This window comes from Pseudomonas marginalis (genome assembly GCF_008692035.1).
In the GTDB taxonomy this organism is placed as follows: Bacteria; Pseudomonadota; Gammaproteobacteria; order Pseudomonadales; family Pseudomonadaceae; genus Aquipseudomonas; species Aquipseudomonas marginalis.
The window spans coordinates 2,142,544-2,158,675 of the sequence record NZ_VTFG01000002.1; the positions used below are offsets into that span (position 1 = coordinate 2,142,544).

The 16,132-nt window shown below is 60.8% G+C and carries 13 protein-coding genes and 1 tRNA gene; 5 read left to right on the top strand and 9 right to left on the bottom strand.

Annotated elements, in window-relative coordinates; all coding sequences use genetic code 11:
- Positions 1 to 32 precede the first annotated feature (32 nt).
- The 6 genes from FX984_RS30045 to dibA form a co-directional block, all read right to left on the bottom strand.
- Complete coding sequence (locus tag FX984_RS30045) at positions 33 to 1,013, bottom strand: sulfate/molybdate ABC transporter ATP-binding protein (protein WP_027607866.1); 981 nt, start codon at positions 1,011 to 1,013, stop codon at positions 33 to 35.
- Between the two features lie 3 nt (positions 1,014 to 1,016).
- Entirely contained in the window at positions 1,017 to 1,889 is an 873-nt protein-coding gene (cysW, locus tag FX984_RS30050; protein ID WP_027607867.1) for a sulfate ABC transporter permease subunit CysW, read from the bottom strand.
- A 13-nt stretch (positions 1,890 to 1,902) separates the two neighbouring features.
- Positions 1,903 to 2,721 (bottom strand): sulfate ABC transporter permease subunit CysT, encoded by an 819-nt coding sequence (gene cysT, locus FX984_RS30055; protein ID WP_027607868.1) that lies wholly within the window; start codon positions 2,719 to 2,721, stop codon positions 1,903 to 1,905.
- Positions 2,722 to 2,798: 77 nt separating this feature from the next.
- Complete coding sequence (locus FX984_RS30060) at positions 2,799 to 3,809, bottom strand: sulfate ABC transporter substrate-binding protein (RefSeq protein ID WP_146476778.1); 1,011 nt, start codon at positions 3,807 to 3,809, stop codon at positions 2,799 to 2,801.
- A gap of 66 nt (positions 3,810 to 3,875) precedes the next feature.
- Positions 3,876 to 4,058, bottom strand: a complete 183-nt coding sequence (gene oscA, locus FX984_RS30065) for a sulfur starvation response protein OscA (protein WP_003170956.1) — start codon at positions 4,056 to 4,058, stop codon at positions 3,876 to 3,878.
- A gap of 238 nt (positions 4,059 to 4,296) precedes the next feature.
- Positions 4,297 to 6,207 (bottom strand): phosphodiesterase DibA, encoded by a 1,911-nt coding sequence (dibA, locus tag FX984_RS30070; protein WP_146476777.1) that lies wholly within the window; start codon positions 6,205 to 6,207, stop codon positions 4,297 to 4,299.
- A 166-nt stretch (positions 6,208 to 6,373) separates the two neighbouring features.
- On the opposite strand from dibA, the gene desA reads away from it, so the two are divergent.
- On the top strand, positions 6,374 to 7,558 hold the full coding sequence (gene desA / locus FX984_RS30075; RefSeq protein WP_027607871.1) for a delta-9 fatty acid desaturase DesA: 1,185 nt from the start codon (positions 6,374 to 6,376) through the stop codon (positions 7,556 to 7,558).
- Between the two features lie 188 nt (positions 7,559 to 7,746).
- Positions 7,747 to 8,748 (top strand): sensor domain-containing diguanylate cyclase, encoded by a 1,002-nt coding sequence (locus FX984_RS30080; protein WP_027607872.1) that lies wholly within the window; start codon positions 7,747 to 7,749, stop codon positions 8,746 to 8,748.
- Between the two features lie 378 nt (positions 8,749 to 9,126).
- Here the strand turns inward: FX984_RS30080 and gabT are convergent, their stop codons facing one another.
- Positions 9,127 to 10,404, bottom strand: a complete 1,278-nt coding sequence (gene gabT / locus FX984_RS30085; RefSeq protein WP_065926318.1) for a 4-aminobutyrate--2-oxoglutarate transaminase — start codon at positions 10,402 to 10,404, stop codon at positions 9,127 to 9,129.
- A gap of 182 nt (positions 10,405 to 10,586) precedes the next feature.
- Positions 10,587 to 12,029, bottom strand: coding sequence for an NADP-dependent succinate-semialdehyde dehydrogenase (gene gabD, locus FX984_RS30090; protein WP_146476776.1), 1,443 nt, complete (start codon positions 12,027 to 12,029; stop codon positions 10,587 to 10,589).
- Positions 12,030 to 12,399: 370 nt separating this feature from the next.
- Between gabD and FX984_RS30095 the strand changes: the two genes are divergently transcribed.
- The 3 genes from FX984_RS30095 to yddG all read left to right on the top strand — a co-directional run bounded on the left by FX984_RS30095 (position 12,400) and on the right by yddG (position 14,620).
- A tRNA-Arg gene (locus tag FX984_RS30095) sits at positions 12,400 to 12,476 on the top strand.
- Between the two features lie 80 nt (positions 12,477 to 12,556).
- Positions 12,557 to 13,597, top strand: coding sequence for a virulence RhuM family protein (locus FX984_RS30100; protein WP_027607875.1), 1,041 nt, complete (start codon positions 12,557 to 12,559; stop codon positions 13,595 to 13,597).
- Between the two features lie 117 nt (positions 13,598 to 13,714).
- The gene (gene yddG / locus FX984_RS30105) at positions 13,715 to 14,620 is read left to right on the top strand and encodes an aromatic amino acid exporter YddG (RefSeq protein ID WP_092358636.1); all 906 of its coding nucleotides are present in this window, start codon (positions 13,715 to 13,717) and stop codon (positions 14,618 to 14,620) included.
- A 109-nt stretch (positions 14,621 to 14,729) separates the two neighbouring features.
- Here yddG and FX984_RS30110 read toward each other — a convergent pair whose 3' ends face one another.
- A complete protein-coding gene (locus FX984_RS30110; RefSeq protein ID WP_223841675.1) occupies positions 14,730 to 15,794 on the bottom strand; it encodes a 2,3-butanediol dehydrogenase in 1,065 nt (354 codons plus the stop codon).
- Between the last annotated feature and the right edge of the window lie 338 nt (positions 15,795 to 16,132).

Here is a 16,132-nt window from a genome sequence, read left to right on the forward strand (position 1 = left end):
GTCCCAGTTTCAGAATTGGTTTTGCGGTGAACTCAGGCTTTTTGCCAGACCTTGGGCTTGAAGAACAGGGTCTCGCCACGGGCCAGGCCGGTCAGGCTGTCGTGGTCCTTCACCACTTCGGCTTCGATCAGCTCGCTCTGGCCTTCGACCTTCAAGGTGACCCGCGTGGTCGCGCCCAATGGACGAATATCACGCACTTCGGCCGCGTGATGATCTTCCAGTTCGTGGCGCGACAGCGACACTTCATGCGGACGGAACAGCACATGCTTGTCCTCGCCCAGGTGCAGGCGGTTGGAGTCGCCAAGAAAGTGGTAGACGAAATCGCTGGCCGGGTTTTCGTAGACGTCGCCCGGTGAGCCGATCTGCTCGATCACGCCCTTGTTCATCACCACGATGCGGTCGGCGACTTCCATGGCCTCTTCCTGGTCGTGGGTCACGAACACCGAGGTCAGGTTGATGTCTTCGTGCAGGCGCGCCAGCCAGCGGCGCAGTTCCTTACGCACCTTGGCATCGAGGGCGCCGAAGGGTTCATCCAGCAGCAGCACCTTCGGCTCGACCGCCAACGCGCGGGCCAGGGCGATACGCTGGCGCTGGCCACCGGAGAGTTGTTCCGGGTAACGGTCGGCCAGCCAGTCCAGCTGCACCATGTTCAGCAGCTCGTGAACCTTGGCCGCGATCTGGCTTTCGTTCGGACGCTGGTTCTTCGGCTTCATGCGCAGGCCGAAGGCGACGTTGTCGAACACGGTCATGTGGCGGAACAGCGCGTAGTGCTGGAACACAAAACCGACGTTGCGATCACGCACGTCGTGGCCGGAGACGTCTTCACCGTGGAACACGATGCTGCCGTCATCCGGGGTTTCCAGGCCGGCGATGATGCGCAGCAAGGTGGTCTTGCCGCAGCCGGAAGGCCCAAGCAAGGCCACCAGCTCGCCACTCTGGATATCCAGGTTGATGCTGTCCAGGGCCTTGAAGGCGTTGAAGTTCTTGCTGACGTTACGGACTTCGATCGACATGACTTATTCCTCAGCCGCACTGGCGCGCAGGCGATTAATACGGTTCTCGCTCCACTGCTTGAGCAGCAGGATGAAGAGCGCCAGGATCAGCAGCAGACTCGCCACCGCAAACGCGGCAACGTGGTTGTATTCGTTGTAGAGAATCTCGACGTGCAGCGGCAAGGTGTTGGTCACGCCGCGAATATGGCCGGACACCACCGACACCGCGCCGAACTCCCCCATGGCCCGCGCGGTACACAGCACCACGCCGTAGATCAGGCCCCATTTGATATTCGGCACGGTGACATGCCAGAACATCTGCCAGCCATTGGCGCCCAGCAGGCGCGCGGCCTCTTCTTCCTGGGTGCCCTGCTCCTGCATCAGCGGGATCAGTTCGCGGGCGACGAACGGCACGGTGACGAAGATGGTCGCCAGCACGATGCCGGGCAAGGCGAACACGATCTGGATGTCATGCGCCTGCAACCACGGGCCAAACAGGCCCTGGGCGCCGAACATCAGCACGTAGACCAGGCCGGCGATCACCGGGGAGACCGAGAACGGCAGGTCGATCAGCGTCACCAGGATGCTCTTGCCACGGAACGAGTACTTGCTCACGCACCAGGCCGCGCTGACGCCGAATACCAGGTTGAGCGGCACCGAAATCAGCACGGCGATCACCGTGAGTTTCAGCGCGGACAACGCGTCCGGTTCAAGGATTGCGGTGAAAAACGCCCCGAGGCCGTTCTTCAAGCCCTGGGACACCACGATAAACAGCGGCAGCAGCAGGAACAGGAAGAACACCAGCCAGCCCAGGCTGATCAGGATGCGCCGGGAAACAGCGCTGCCACGACGGGCTGCGTTGGCCGAGGATGCCGCGGAAATAGACGATTGGGACATGTTCCGCGCCTCCTTATGGACGTTCGATGCGCCGCTGCAACAAGTTGATCAGCAGCAGCAGGACAAAGGAAACCACCAGCATCAGTACGCCAATGGAGGTGGCGCCGCGGTAGTCGTACTGGTCGAGCTTGACCATGATCAGCAGCGGCAGGATCTCGGTTTTCATCGGCATGTTGCCGGCGATGAAAATCACCGAGCCGTACTCACCGACGCCACGGGCAAACGCCAGGGCGAAGCCGGTCAGCCAGGCGGGCAGCAGCGCGGGGACGAGGATGTAGCGGAACACCTGCAACGGCTTGGCGCCCAGGCAGGCGGCGGCTTCTTCGATTTCCCGGGGGATATCGGCGAGTACCGGCTGCACCGTGCGCACCACGAACGGCAGGGTCACGAAGGTCAGCGCCAGGGTGATGCCCAAGGGGCTGTAGGCGATCTTGAAGCCCAGGTCGGCGGCGAACTGGCCCACCAGGCCGGTCGGCGTGTACAGCGCAGTCAGGGCAATACCGGCCACGGCGGTGGGCAGGGCGAACGGCAGGTCGATCATCGCATCGATGATCTTGCGGCCGGGGAAGGTGTAGCGCACCAGCACCCAGGCCAGCAGCGTGCCGATCACGCCATTGATCAGGGCGGCGTACAGCGCGGTGCTGAAGCTCAGCTTCAACGCCGCCAGCACACGGGGTGCGGAGATGATGTTCCAGAACTGATCCCAGGTGAGTTGAGCGGCGTGTACGAACATCGCCGCGAGGGGGATGAGTACGATCAGGCTGAGGTACACCACGGTGTAGCCCAGCGTCAGCCCGAAGCCGGGTATGACGGGGGAAATACGACGCGACATAAGAGTCCTTGGTTAGCGGAACTGACACACAAAACCCGCAGGTGAATGCGGGCTCTGTGGGCGGGTTGTTGCTCGGCTTACTGCGCCGTGTAGATCTGGTCGAACACGCCACCGTCGTTAAAGAATTTCGGCTGGGCAGTTTTCCAGCCGCCGAAGTCTTTGTCGATAGTCACCAGGTCCAGTTTCGGGAACTGCTGGGCGTATTTGGCGGCCACTTTTGCATCCCGTGGGCGGTAGAAGTTCTTCGCCGCAATCTCCTGGCCAGCCGGGCTGTACAGGTGCTTGAGGTATTCAGTGGCGATCTCGGTGTTGCCCTTTTTCTCGGCGTTCTTGTCGACCACGGCCACCGGCGGCTCCGCGAGAATCGACAGGGACGGCACGACGATGTCGAACTTGTCGGCGCCGCCGTCTTCTTTCAGGGCCAGGAACGCCTCGTTTTCCCAGGCCAGCAACACGTCGCCCTGACCGTTGTTGACGAAGGTAATGGTCGAACCGCGCGCGCCGGTGTCGAGGATCGGCACGTGCTTGAACAGCTCCTTGACGTATTCCTGAGCCTTGGCTTCGCTGCCACCGGATTTCAGGCCGTAGGCCCAGGCGGCAAGGAAGTTCCAGCGCGCACCGCCGGAGGTTTTCGGGTTAGGCGTGATCACGGAAACGTCTTTCTTGATCAGGTCGCCCCAATCCTTGATGCCTTTAGGGTTGCCCTTGCGCACCAGGAACACGATGGTCGAGGTGTATGGGGTGCTCGCATCCGGCAGGCGGGTCTGCCAGTTTTCCGGCAGGGTCTTGCCCAGCTTGGCGATTTCGTCGATGTCGCCGGCCAGGGCCAGGGTCACCACGTCGGCGCGCAGGCCGTCGATCACGGCCCGGCCTTGCTTGCCCGAACCACCGTGGGATTGCTGGATCTTGACGGTGTCGCCGGGGTGGGACTGTTTCCAGAAGTGGGTGAACTCAGCGTTGTAGTCCTGGTACAGCTCACGGGTAGGATCGTACGAGACGTTGAGCAACTCGTAGTCCTTGGCAACGGCGGAACCGGCAAACACGGCGCTGGCCAGGGCGGCCAGGGCATAACGGCGAATCGACGACATAGAAGCTCCTGAAAATTCTGGGTGTTGGCTTTTTCTTATAGTGACGGGGTCTATCGCCGTTATTGCTTAGCTCGGTTTGTTACCCGGGTTCTGCAAACGGAATTTTTCCTTGCGTTCGATCTGTACCACTTGAGCGTTGTGCACAGTGATTTCCACCGCGCCAAACCGCAGATCGCGCAAGGCGCTCTGGATCTCGCGCAAAATGGCTGCTTCGTCCTGGCCGTCGACGCTACGTAGAGATGCGCTCATGGTCTCGCTCCTGAAATGAATAGTGCCTCGCAGTGGCGGCACTGCTTGCGGCGTAGGGCGATAGTAGATAAGCGCGGATATTCTTAAAAATACTATTTAAGAATGTTTATATAACCAGAAAGAATTTTCTGGCAGGACGTGGGGTTGCGCGCGTGTTTTGCGACCGAGCACTGAAATAACACCTTGTGAATATCCCAATGTGGGAGGGAGCAAGCCCCCTCCCACATTTGAATGCATTTCAAGCCTCGATGGCGGGGGCGCAGTCCCAGTCAATGGCCTGCGCCGGCATCGGCCGCCCAAACCAGTACCCCTGGCCCATATCGCAGTGCTGCTCCAACAAGAACCGCGCCTGCTCCACCTGTTCGATCCCCTCGGCATGCACCTGCATGCCCATGCTTTTCGCCAGGGCGATCACCACCCGCACGATGGCGGCATCGTCTTCGTCCCACGGCAGCCCGGCGACAAAGCCCTGGTCGATCTTGAGTTTCTGCACCGGCAGGCGCTTGAGGCGCAGCAGGGAGGAATAGCCGGTGCCGAAGTCATCGATGGCCAGGCGCAAGCCCAGTTCGCGCAGGCGGTGCAGTTGTTCCAGGGCCACTTCAGGGTCGTCCATCACCGCGCTTTCAGTGACTTCCAACTCCAGGAAGGCCGGATCCAGGCCGGTATCGTGCAGCACCTGGGCGACTTGATCATAGAGTTCGCGCCGGGCAAACAGGCGGCTGGATACATTGATTGCAATAAAGCTCAGCGGCGCGCCGTCGGCCAGCCATCGGCACATCTGTCGGCAGGCCTGGTCCATCACCCATCCATCGATCTCGGCAATCAACCCGGTGCGTTCGGCGATGGGGATGAAATCACCCGGCGGTACCAGGCCACGCTCGGGGTGTTGCCAGCGCACCAGTGCTTCGACGCCGATCAGGCGGCTGGTGTGCAAGTCGTGCACCGGTTGGTAGTAGACGCGCAGTTCCTGTTGTTCGAGGGCGCGGCGCAGTTCGCTGGCGATTTCCACCCGGTTCTGCGCGTGGGCGGTGAGTTCTTCGGTGTACAACGCGTAGCCTTCGCGGCCCACGCTTTTGGCCTTGAAGAGCGCGGAATCGGCGTTGCGCAACAATTGCTCGGCGCTCAGGGCATCATTGGGGAACAGGCTGATGCCGATGCTGGCGCTGATAAACAGTTGATGGCCGTCAAAGATGAACGGCTGCTTCATCACATCCAGCATGCGCTGTGCCAAAGCCGCCGCCTGCACCACCTGTGAGCAGTTTTCCGCGAGCACCGCGAACTCATCCCCGCCCAGGCGCGCCAGGGTCACGCCGGGGCCGAACAGCGCCTTGAGCCGCTCGCCCACCAGCTTGAGCAACTGGTCGCCCACATTGTGGCCAAGGCTGTCGTTGATGATCTTGAAGTGATCCAGGTCCAGCAACAGCAGGGCGCAGCCGCGCTTGTGGAGTTGCGCCGAGGCCAGCGCCTGCTCGGCACGGTCGGTGAACAGCAGGCGGTTGGGCAGGTCGGTCAGCGGGTCGTGGTGGGCCAGGTGGGCCAGTTCGTGCTCGGAATCCTTGATGGCGCTGATGTCGGAAAACACCGCGACGTAATGACTGATATGGCCCAGGTCATCGTGAATCACGCGAATGGTTTGCCACTGTGGATAAATCTCACCGCTTTTGCGCCGATTCCAGATTTCACCGCTCCATTCACCGGTGTGTTCCAGGGTCTGGAACATCTGTTGATAGAAATTCGACGAATGGCGACCGGACTTGAAGAGGCTCGGCTGCCGGCCCATGACGTCATCGCGCTGGTAGCCGGTGATTTCCATGAAGGCCCGGTTCACATGCACGATCAGGCCCTTGGCGTCGGTGACCAACACCCCTTCGCGGGTGCAATCGAACACGGCAGCAGCCTGGCGCAGGCGCTCGCGGTTCTCTTTCAAGGGTTGCTGCTGGTCGGCCCGGGCAGATCGGGCACAGATCAGGTAGATCAGCCAGGCACTGAGCGCCACCCACACATAACCACGCACCTGCAGCCACTGGTGCAGGTCGGTTGGACTATCGAGAAACTCGATCAATACCCGATGAGTGAGGCCTATCCAGACGCTCGAAGCCAGCAGGTATACCAGCCCCGCACGCAGGGCACCTCGGTATGAAAACAGCATATGCCCAGTAATCCTTACTAAAAGCCCAGAATCGTCCTACAAAGAATGGGGATTATAGGATATGTAACATCTCGTAAGTCTTATCTGAAAGGGCCGCTGGTTTTCTCTGTAGGCTTAGTGATAATGCGTGAGCTGTTCTTTTCTTTATCTGAGGGCCATACAGCCTATGTGGTACAACGGTTTTCTTGACTTGTCGGCCTGGCAACTGGTGGCAGTCACCCTGTTGATGACCCACGTGACCATCGTTGGGGTCACGGTCTATCTGCACCGCTATTCAGCCCATCGCTCCCTGGAGCTCAATGCCGGCCTGAAACACTTCTTCCGCTTCTGGCTGTGGCTGACCACAGCGCAGAACACCCGCGAGTGGACCGCCATCCACCGCAAGCACCACGCCAAGTGCGAGACCGTCGACGACCCGCACAGCCCGGTGATCAAGGGCCTGTCCACCGTATTGCGCAAAGGCGCCGAGCTGTACCGTGCCGAGGCCGAAAACCCCGAGACCCTGCGCATCTACGGCAAGAACTGCCCGGACGACTGGATCGAGCGCAAGCTCTACACTCCTTATCCGCTGCTGGGTGTGGCGATCATGGGCGTGATCGACCTGCTGCTGTTCGGCGCCATCGGCATCACCATCTGGGCAATCCAGATGATGTGGATTCCGTTCTGGGCCGCCGGCGTGATCAACGGCCTGGGCCATGCCGTGGGCTATCGCAACTTCGAATGCCGTGACGCCGCCACCAACCTGGTGCCGTGGGGCATCATCGTCGGCGGCGAAGAGCTGCACAACAATCACCACACCTACCCCAACTCGGCCAAGCTGTCGGTAAAGAAGTGGGAATTCGACCTGGGCTGGGCATGGATCAAGGTGTTCAGCTTCCTGCGCCTGGCCAAGGTGCAGCGCGTGGCACCGATTGCCCACCGCGTGGAAGGCAAGGGCCACCTGGACATGGACACCGCCATGGCGATCCTCAACAACCGCTTCCAGATCATGGCCCAGTACCGCAAGTTGGTGATCGGCCCGTTGGTCAAGCAGGAGCTGGAAAAAGTCGATCACTCGGTGCGCCACCAGTTCCACCGCGCCAAACGCCTGCTGTCACGGGAAACCAGCCTGCTGGATGACCGCCACCACCTGCGGATCCAGAGCATGCTGGAACACAGCCAGGCGCTGAAAGTGATCTACGAAAAACGCCTGGCGCTGCAGCAGATCTGGCTCAAGACCAGCTCCAACGGCCACGATATGCTCGCCGCCATCAAGGAATGGGTGCACGAGGCCGAGGCCAGCGGCATCCAGTCCCTGCGGGATTTTGCCCACCAATTGAAGACCTATTCGCTGCGTCCTGCGGCGGTCTGACAGTCGCGTGGGAGGGCTTGCCCTCCCACCCATCAGCTTTTTGGCGCCATTTCTCGGACACCGTCAATCGAGCCTGTTGACGGAACTTCACTGCAATTCGCCTCTCTCAATGAACACTTCGCCATCATGGTGGCCCCTTGTAGTGACCGCTGCTCGATCTTGCGGCGCGCCCAGAGAGAGTTGTGCCGATGGTTCTCGAAAAGCCCTTCACCGCCGACAGCCCTACCGCTGACCCTCCGCGTCCGGCCGCGGCAGCAACCCTGCTGGCACTGGTACATGCCCAGGGCGAAGTCGAGCGACTGAGTGAGCGCGAACAATTGCTCAGTTCTCTGCTGGTCAGCGTAAACGCCGTGCTGTGGGCCATCGATTGGCAGACCCGCCGCGTGCTCTACGTGAGCCCGGCATACGAGCGGATTTTTGGACGTTCCGCCGGCCTGCTGCTGGCGGACCACCGCGAATGGCGCAACAGCATTCACCCCGAAGACCTCGACTACGCCGAACACAGCCTGGCGCGCGTGCTGGAGCAGGGTGCCGTGGAAGACCGCGAGTACCGCATCATCACCGCCGACGGGCAGATCCGCTGGCTGAGCGACAAGTGCTACATCAACCAGCAGGTCGAACCCGGCGAGCCGGTGATCGTCGTCGGCATGGCCGAAGACATCACGGAAAAAAAACAGCTGGAACTGGAGCTGCACCGTCTCGCCACCACCGACGTGCTGACCCAGAGCAGCAACCGCCGACACTTCTTCGAATGCGCCAACCAGGCCTTCGACAGCGCCTGCGCCCAAGGCGCGCCGCTGGCCTTCCTGCTGCTGGACATCGATGACTTCAAGGACGTCAACGACACCTACGGCCACCTGGAAGGCGACCAGGTGCTGCGGCGTATCGCCGAGAGCGGTCGCGGGGTACTGCGCCGTGGCGACCTGTTCGGGCGCATTGGCGGCGAAGAGTTCGCCGCCGTTCTGCCGGGTTGCGCGCCGGAGATGGCGCTGCAAGTGGCCGAGCGCCTGGGCAGGGAGATTCAGGCGCTGAGCTTCAGCTATGAGGGCCAGGCGTTCAGCGTGACCATCAGCCAGGGCCTGGCCAGCCTGACCGAGGAAGACTCCACCCTGGACAGCCTGTTCGCCCGCGCCGATGCCGCCATGTATGAGGCCAAGCGCCTGGGTAAGAATCGCGTCATCGCTGGCTGAATGCCGATCACTGTGGGAGGGGCTTGCCCCAATGCCAGTCAGTTAAGGGACAGAGCGGGCAACCCGTCATCTGTGGCGAGCGGGCTTGTCGAATCGTCGCACCGCCAGCATTGGGCTGCGCAGCAGCTCCAAAACCAAGCGCAGAGGAGTGCCTGATACACCGCATTTTGTCTTTATTAGGGGCGCTTCGCGCCCCGGCGCGCTCACCACAAGAATGCGGTTGCCTGAAATTGTTTATGCAAGACTCAAGATTTTAGAGTGAAATTTTTTAACCTTTAAAATCAGTAAGTTATTTTAAATTTGATAAGAGCTTGCTTGCTTCAGGCACAAAAAAACCCGCCGAAGCGGGTTTTTCTTATCGATCAGGCCAACTGCCGCTTACAGCTCGGAGAAGCACTCTTCGATGATCGCCAAGCCTTTGTCCAACTGCTCGTCCGGCGAGGTCAGCGGCACCAGCACGCGCAACACGTTGCCGTAGGTGCCGCAGGACAGCAGGATCAAGCCCTTGTCACGCGCCTTGGCCACCACGGCGGCAACGGCTGCAGCGTTTGGCTTGTGGCTGTCGCCGTCTTCGAACAACTCGACCGCGATCATCGCGCCCAGGGCACGCACGTCACCGATTACCGGGTACTTGGCTTGAATCGCCTTGAGGCCAGTCACCAGGCGCTCGCCGACAGCCTTGCAGCGGTCCAGCAGGTGCTCTTCCTCAAACACGTCCATCACCGCCAGCGCAGCGGCGCAGGCGATCGGGCTACCGGCGTAGGTGCCGCCCAGGCCACCTGGGGCAATGGCGTCCATGTATTCGGCCTTGCCGCAAACACCGGCCAGGGGGAAACCGCCAGCGATGGATTTGGCGAAGGTGGTCAGGTCGGCGGCAACGCCCATCTGTTCCATGGCGAAGAAGGTACCGGTACGGCCGGCACCGGTTTGCACTTCGTCGGCGATCAGCAGGATGCCGTGCTTGTCGCACAGTTCGCGCAGGCGCTTCATGAACGGCTTCGGCGCGACGTAGAAACCGCCCTCACCTTGGACCGGCTCGATGATGATGGCGGCAATATCACGCGGCTCGGCATCGTTCTTGAAGATGCGTTCGATGCTGGCGATGGAGTCGTCATCGCTGACACCGTGCAGTTCGTTCGGGTACAGCGCACGGAACACGCCGCCCGGCATCAGGCCCATGCCGGCCGAGTAAGGCACGACTTTACCGGTCAGACCCAGGGTCATCATGGTGCGGCCGTGGTAGGCGCCGGTGAAAGCGATCACACCGGCACGGCCAGTCGCGGCACGGGCGATTTTCACGGCGTTTTCAACAGCTTCGGAACCGGTGGTGACCAACAGGGTTTTCTTGGCGAAATCGCCGGGGACCTTGGCGTTCACTTTTTCGCACACTTCGACGTACGGCTCGTAGGCCAGTACCTGGAAGCACGTGTGGGTCAGCTTGTTCAGCTGTTCGGTCACGGCGGCGATGATTTTCGGGTGCACGTGGCCGGTGTTCAGCACGGCGATACCGCCGGCGAAGTCGATGAACTCGCGACCTTCAACGTCGGTCACGGTGGCGTTCTTCGCGGATTCGGCGAAGATCGGGTGAATCTGGCCAACACCGCGCGGTACAGCGGCTTCGCGGCGTTTCATCAGGGAAGCGTTGGTCTTGCTCATAAAGTCCTCATTCGCCACTCATCGGGTGGCGTTGTTCAAGGAATACGTGGCGGGGAGGCAACTACGGCAGCATGCGATGATCGACTGCCACAGCTTTCCCGGCCACTACGAATAACGATGTGAAACACGCAAAGGGTCAGCGCTCTCGTGCCCTTTGCGTTTGCTGCAATCTCTTACGGGGCTTAGATGCCCAGGCAGAGGTATTTGATTTCCAGGTAGTCCTCGATTCCATACTTGGAGCCTTCACGGCCCAGGCCCGAGGCCTTGATGCCGCCGAACGGCGCCACTTCGTTGGAGATCAACCCGGTGTTGACCCCGACCATGCCGTATTCCAGGGCTTCGGCCACACGGAACACACGGCCCAGGTCGCGGGCGTAGAAGTAGGACGCCAGGCCGAACTCGGTGTCGTTGGACATCGCGATCACTTCGGCTTCGTCCTTGAAGCGGAACAGCGGCGCCAGCGGGCCAAAGGTTTCTTCCTTGGCGACGGCGGCGTTTTTCGGCACGTCGACCAGGATGGTCGGCTCGAAGAAGTTGCCTTCCATCACCTTGCCACCGGCCAACAGCTTGGCGCCTTTGCTCAGGGCGTCGGCGATGTGTTCCTGGACCTTGGCCACGGCTTTTTCGTCGATCAGCGGGCCGGTGGTGGTGCCTTCTTCCAGACCGTTGCCGATCTTCAATTTGGCCACCGCGACTTTCAGTTTTTCCGCAAACGCGTCGTACACCGAATCCTGGATGTACAGGCGGTTGGCGCAGACGCAGGTCTGGCCGTTGTTGCGGTACTTGGAGATGATCGCGCCTTCGACGGCCTTATCCAGGTCCGCGTCGTCGAACACGATAAACGGCGCGTTGCCGCCCAACTCCAGGGATACTTTCTTGATGTCCTTGGCGCATTCGGCCATCAACTGGCGACCGATTTCGGTGGAGCCGGTGAAGGACAATTTACGCACGATCGGGTTGCTGGTCAGCTCGCCGCCGATATCGCCGGCACTGCCGGTGACCACGCTCAGCACGCCTTTCGGGATACCGGCACGGTGCGCCAGCTCAACCAGGGCCAGGGCCGAGAACGGGGTTTGCGAGGCTGGCTTGATCACCATGGTGCAACCGGCGGCCAGGGCCGGGCCGGCTTTACGGGTGATCATGGCAGCCGGGAAGTTCCACGGGGTGATCGCAGCGGTCACGCCGATAGGCTGCTTGATCACGATCAGGCGCTTGTCGGGCTGGTGGCCGGGGATCACGTCGCCATAGATGCGCTTGGCTTCTTCGGCGAACCACTCGATAAAGGACGCGGCGTAGACAATTTCGCCCTTGGCTTCGGCCAATGGCTTGCCTTGTTCCAGGGTCATCAGGCGACCGAGATCGTCCTGGTTTTCGATCAGCAGCTCGAACCAACGGCGCAGCTTGTTGGCGCGCTCCTTGGCCGTCAGCGCACGCCAGGCCGGCAGCGCCTTGTCGGCAGCTTCGATGGCGCGGCGGGTTTCCACGGCGCCCATCTTTGGCACAGTACCGATAATCTCGCCCGTGGCCGGGTTGTTGACCTTGATGGTCTGACCGTTGTCCGCATCCACCCAAGCGCCATCGATAAAGGCCTGCTGGCGGAACAACTGGGAATCTTTGAGCTGCATGTCGGCTTTCCTTAACAGCACCGCGCGCACGCGGAGCGAATTAGAGTTGTTGAAAGGCGCCTTGTGGGCTGCCGTCAGGGAAATCAGCCCCCGCGCGCGCGATCAGTGAATAGCGCACGAGAGACAGAGCGTTTGAAATCTCAAACGAATCCTAGGATCAATGGGGGTACAGGGCAATAGTCTGTTCGAAAAAAAGAACGAAAACGGCGCATTTGCCGGATTTTTCTGATCAGCGTGATTCGAGCCCGTTCCGCCGTGTTGACCAACGGCGCCCGGCGCAGGGCCTCCGCGCGGCAAATGCCTACGTTTGAACGGCCAAAGACCGGCATGGACGCCCAAGGTCGACATGGGTATGATGTCGCCCGCACAAGCATCCGTAGCTCAGCTGGATAGAGTACTGCCCTCCGAAGGCAGGGGTCGTGGGTTCGAATCCCGCCGGGTGCACCAGATATAGATGAAAAGCCCCAGGTCGAAAGGCCTGGGGCTTTTTTGTAGACTGTCGATCAGCCCGATCACTGAGTTCTCACATGAGCGACAGCAGCCAGAACCAACACCCTCCAGCCCCACTAGGTGAAATACTGCTGTTCCAGAGCGGTGACGGTTCAGTTCGCCTGGAGTGTCGTTTTGACAGCGATACCCTGTGGCTATCGCAGGCCATGATTTGTGAGTTGTATGGCAAGGCGAAAGCGACTATCAGCGAACATATCAGCCACATCTTTGCAGAGGGTGAATTGGCTGAAAATTCAGTTGTTCGGTTTTACCGAACAACTGCCGCCGACGATAAGCCCTACAACGTCAGACACTTCAGCCTACCGCTGATTCTGGCCGTCGGTTATCGAGTACGTTCCAAGCGAGGTACGCAGTTCCGCCAATGGGCTACGCAGATATTGCAGGAGTTCTTGGTCAAAGGCTTCGTCATGGATGATGAACGGCTGAAGAACCCTCCAGTGGGTCGTTCATTGGCTCCTGACTACTTTGACGAATTGCTTGAACGCATTCGCGATATCCGCGCCAGCGAGCGGCGGGTTTACCTGCGAGTTCGGGAAATTTTCGCGATGGCTGCGGACTACGTGCCGTCGAATAGTGAAACGACCGCTTTCTTTCAAATCATTCAAAACAAACTGCACTTCGCGAGCACCGGCCTTACCGCTGCCGAACTAATTGCCCAACGTGTCGACTCGACACAACCAAATATGGGCCTCACCAGCTTCAAAGGTGATGAGGTACGCAAAAGCGATGTCACGATCGCCAAAAACTATCTGCGTGCAGACGAAATTTCCGCATTGAATCGCATTGTCACCATGTGGCTGGACTTCGCAGAAGACCAAGCGTTGAGGCGCAAGCAAATCTTCCTACGGGACTGGCAGGAAAAACTGGATCAGTTCCTAGCCTTCAATGACCGTGAGGTTTTGCAGGATTCTGGACAGGTCAGCAAGCACGTGGCTGACGACAAAGCGAAAGCGGAGTACGAACGTTACAATCAGCAACGCAGGGTATTGAAAGAAGCCAAGGGAGAATCCTTAAGCATTGAGGCACTGCGGGCGATCTCACAGAAGACAAATCAGTGAAGCCGTTCGTATGGCTCATAGGCCTCAAGTCAAAAGACCTCGGAATTTTTGTGGGGCGGCATCGACGCCCAAATGCTGAGCAACCTCGATAACCCCCTGACCCCCGGAGACTCACGGATGAGCACTTCCAACCCACCCATCACCCTTGCCAAGGGCGCCGCCAGTGCGACGCTGATCGGGGTGATTGCCGTGTTTTTGTGGGCGTGCCTGGCGCTTCTGACCACCTTGACCGCCGGCATCCCGGCCTTTCAGTTGCTGGCTTCGAGCTTCGCGGTCGCGTTCGTGGCCAGCCTGTGCGTGCTGGGGCTGCGTGGCGCTGCGGGGTTCAGCAGCTGGCGCCAGCCCTGGCCGGTGTGGGCAACAGGTTTTGCCGGGATCTTTGTCTATCACGCGTTGTATTTCTTTGCCCTGAAGGCCGCGCCTGCGGCTGAAGCCAGCCTGATTGCCTATCTGTGGCCACTGCTGATCGTGCTGCTGTCGAGCCTTGCCACCGGCGAGTCGCTGCGCAAGCGCCAGCTGCTGGGCGCCTTGCTTGGCCTCGCGGGGACGGCCTTCATCATGCAGCTGCGGGCCCGGAGTGACAGTGCGTCGATGCCGGTGATCGGTTACGCCGCCGCCTTTGCGTGTGCCTGGGTCTGGGCGATCTATTCGGTGTTCAACCGGCGGTTCAGCCATGTTCCGAGCAGCATCATCGGGGGGATCTGCGGGCTGGTGGCAGTGGCCGGCGGGCTCTGCCACCTGGCTTTCGAAACCACGGTGCGGCCTGAGCCGGGCCAGTGGGCCGCAATCATTGCCCTGGGGCTGGGCCCTGTGGGCCTGGCTTTTTTCGCCTGGGACCACGCGACCAAGCACGGAAACCTATCGATGCTGGGCGCCCTGTCTTACCTGGCGCCGCTGTTCTCCACGCTGCTGTTGATTGCCGTGGGGCAAAGCGATGCCAAGCCGATCCTGATGATTCCCGCGGTGTTGATCATTACGGGGGCGGTCATCGCCACTTCACGCTCACGCACGACCTCACGGTGATCTCGACGGGCCGAGTTTTTCAGTCGCGCCCACACGTCCCCCACTCCCCTTCTCTGTCTTGCTTGGGGAGTCGGGAGCGGGGCAAAGACTGCGGCGGTCAGCGTGCGCGTCAGACCCTGGCAGGCGACACAATGATCTTCACATTGTGTTCCTTGTTTTTAACCAGTTCCTCGAAGCCCTGGCCCACGATCTGTTCCAGCTGAATGCGCCCCGTCACCAGTGGCGAGATGTCCAGCCGCCCATCCGCGATAAACGCGATCACGTCGGCGAACTCCCCGTTGTAGGCCAGCGCGCCGAGTACCTGTTTTTCCGTGGCCACCAGCTCGAAGAAGTTGAATTCACTGGGTTCTTCGAAGATGCCCACCAGTACGCACTTGCCGGCCTTGCGGATCAGGTCGATGGCAAGTTTGGCCGTGTGTTTGTTGCCGATGCATTCGAAACTGACGTCCGCGCCGAGCCCGCCGGTCAGGCGGCGGACCTCGGCCAGGGCGTCGCATTCATTCGGATCGAGCACGTGGGTCGCCCCCACTTCCCGGGCCTTGGCCTTGCGCGCGCCGGACATTTCCAGCGCGATCACCTGGGCCGCGCCCGCCGCCTTGGCACACATGATGGTGCACAGGCCGATGGTGCCGGCACCGACCACCACGACGTTTTGCCCGAGCAGGCTTCCGGCTTTTTTCACCGCGTGCATGCCGACGGCCAGCGGCTCGATCAGCGCCCCGGCTTCAGCGGGGAAGTTCGCCGGCAATTTGTACAGCAGGTTGGCGGGCACGTTGACCAGCTCGGCGAAGGCGCCGTTGTTCATCAGGCCGGTGAAGGCCAGGTTTTCGCAAATGTTGTACAGCCCGTGGGTGCAGTAGCAGCAGGTGCCGCAATGTTGGCAGGCGTCGGCCGCCACCGGCTCGCCGACGCTGAAACCCTGTACGCCGGCACCGAGTTCGACGATCTCGCCACAAAACTCATGACCGAGAATGCACTGGCCCTTGATCCCGGTCAGCGGGTGCGGGGCGTCGACCGGAATGAACACCGGGCCGGCCACGTACTCATGCAGATCGGAGCCGCAAATGCCGCACCATTGCACGCGGATCTGCACCCAACCGGCAGGCGGCGAAACGGGCAGCGGCACGTCTTCGACGCGGATGTCGTTACGACCGTGCCAGACAGCGGCACGCATGCTGCGTTGCGAGTTGCTCGAAAGGCTCATAGCGAAGTCTCCTTGAAACGGTTGGCACTGGCGCGCCGGGTGGGTTGCCAGTGGCCAGAGCAAGGCCGGTGCCAGCTGTGCAAAAACGCCTGGACGCCCCTCTCCTAGAGCCGCCGAATGAAAACCTAAGATTGACCGGCATCGAGGTCAAACGAGACGCGCCATGCCAGATCGCGCACGGTAGCGACGAGACCGTGAGACGTTGCGTCTCACTGCAAGCGTTGATGCCAGGGGCGTACCTGATCCACCTCAGTCGTCTTCATTAGGGGCGCTTCGCACCCCAACGCGGGGCAAGCCCGCTCACCACA

Excerpts from the sequence above, each read along its gene's own strand:
- FX984_RS30045 (WP_027607866.1), bottom strand. The coding sequence starts at position 1,013 with ATGTCGATCGAAGTCCGTAACGTCAGCAAGAACTTCAACGCCTTCAAG.
- cysW (WP_027607867.1), bottom strand. The coding sequence starts at position 1,889 with ATGTCCCAATCGTCTATTTCCGCGGCATCCTCGGCCAACGCAGCCCGT.
- cysT (WP_027607868.1), bottom strand. The coding sequence starts at position 2,721 with ATGTCGCGTCGTATTTCCCCCGTCATACCCGGCTTCGGGCTGACGCTG.
- FX984_RS30060 (WP_146476778.1), bottom strand. The coding sequence starts at position 3,809 with ATGTCGTCGATTCGCCGTTATGCCCTGGCCGCCCTGGCCAGCGCCGTG.
- oscA (WP_003170956.1), bottom strand. The coding sequence starts at position 4,058 with ATGAGCGCATCTCTACGTAGCGTCGACGGCCAGGACGAAGCAGCCATT.
- dibA (WP_146476777.1), bottom strand. The coding sequence starts at position 6,207 with ATGCTGTTTTCATACCGAGGTGCCCTGCGTGCGGGGCTGGTATACCTG.
- desA (WP_027607871.1), top strand. The coding sequence starts at position 6,374 with ATGTGGTACAACGGTTTTCTTGACTTGTCGGCCTGGCAACTGGTGGCA.
- FX984_RS30080 (WP_027607872.1), top strand. The coding sequence starts at position 7,747 with ATGGTTCTCGAAAAGCCCTTCACCGCCGACAGCCCTACCGCTGACCCT.
- gabT (WP_065926318.1), bottom strand. The coding sequence starts at position 10,404 with ATGAGCAAGACCAACGCTTCCCTGATGAAACGCCGCGAAGCCGCTGTA.
- gabD (WP_146476776.1), bottom strand. The coding sequence starts at position 12,029 with ATGCAGCTCAAAGATTCCCAGTTGTTCCGCCAGCAGGCCTTTATCGAT.
- FX984_RS30100 (WP_027607875.1), top strand. The coding sequence starts at position 12,557 with ATGAGCGACAGCAGCCAGAACCAACACCCTCCAGCCCCACTAGGTGAA.
- yddG (WP_092358636.1), top strand. The coding sequence starts at position 13,715 with ATGAGCACTTCCAACCCACCCATCACCCTTGCCAAGGGCGCCGCCAGT.
- FX984_RS30110 (WP_223841675.1), bottom strand. The coding sequence starts at position 15,794 with ATGCGTGCCGCTGTCTGGCACGGTCGTAACGACATCCGCGTCGAAGAC.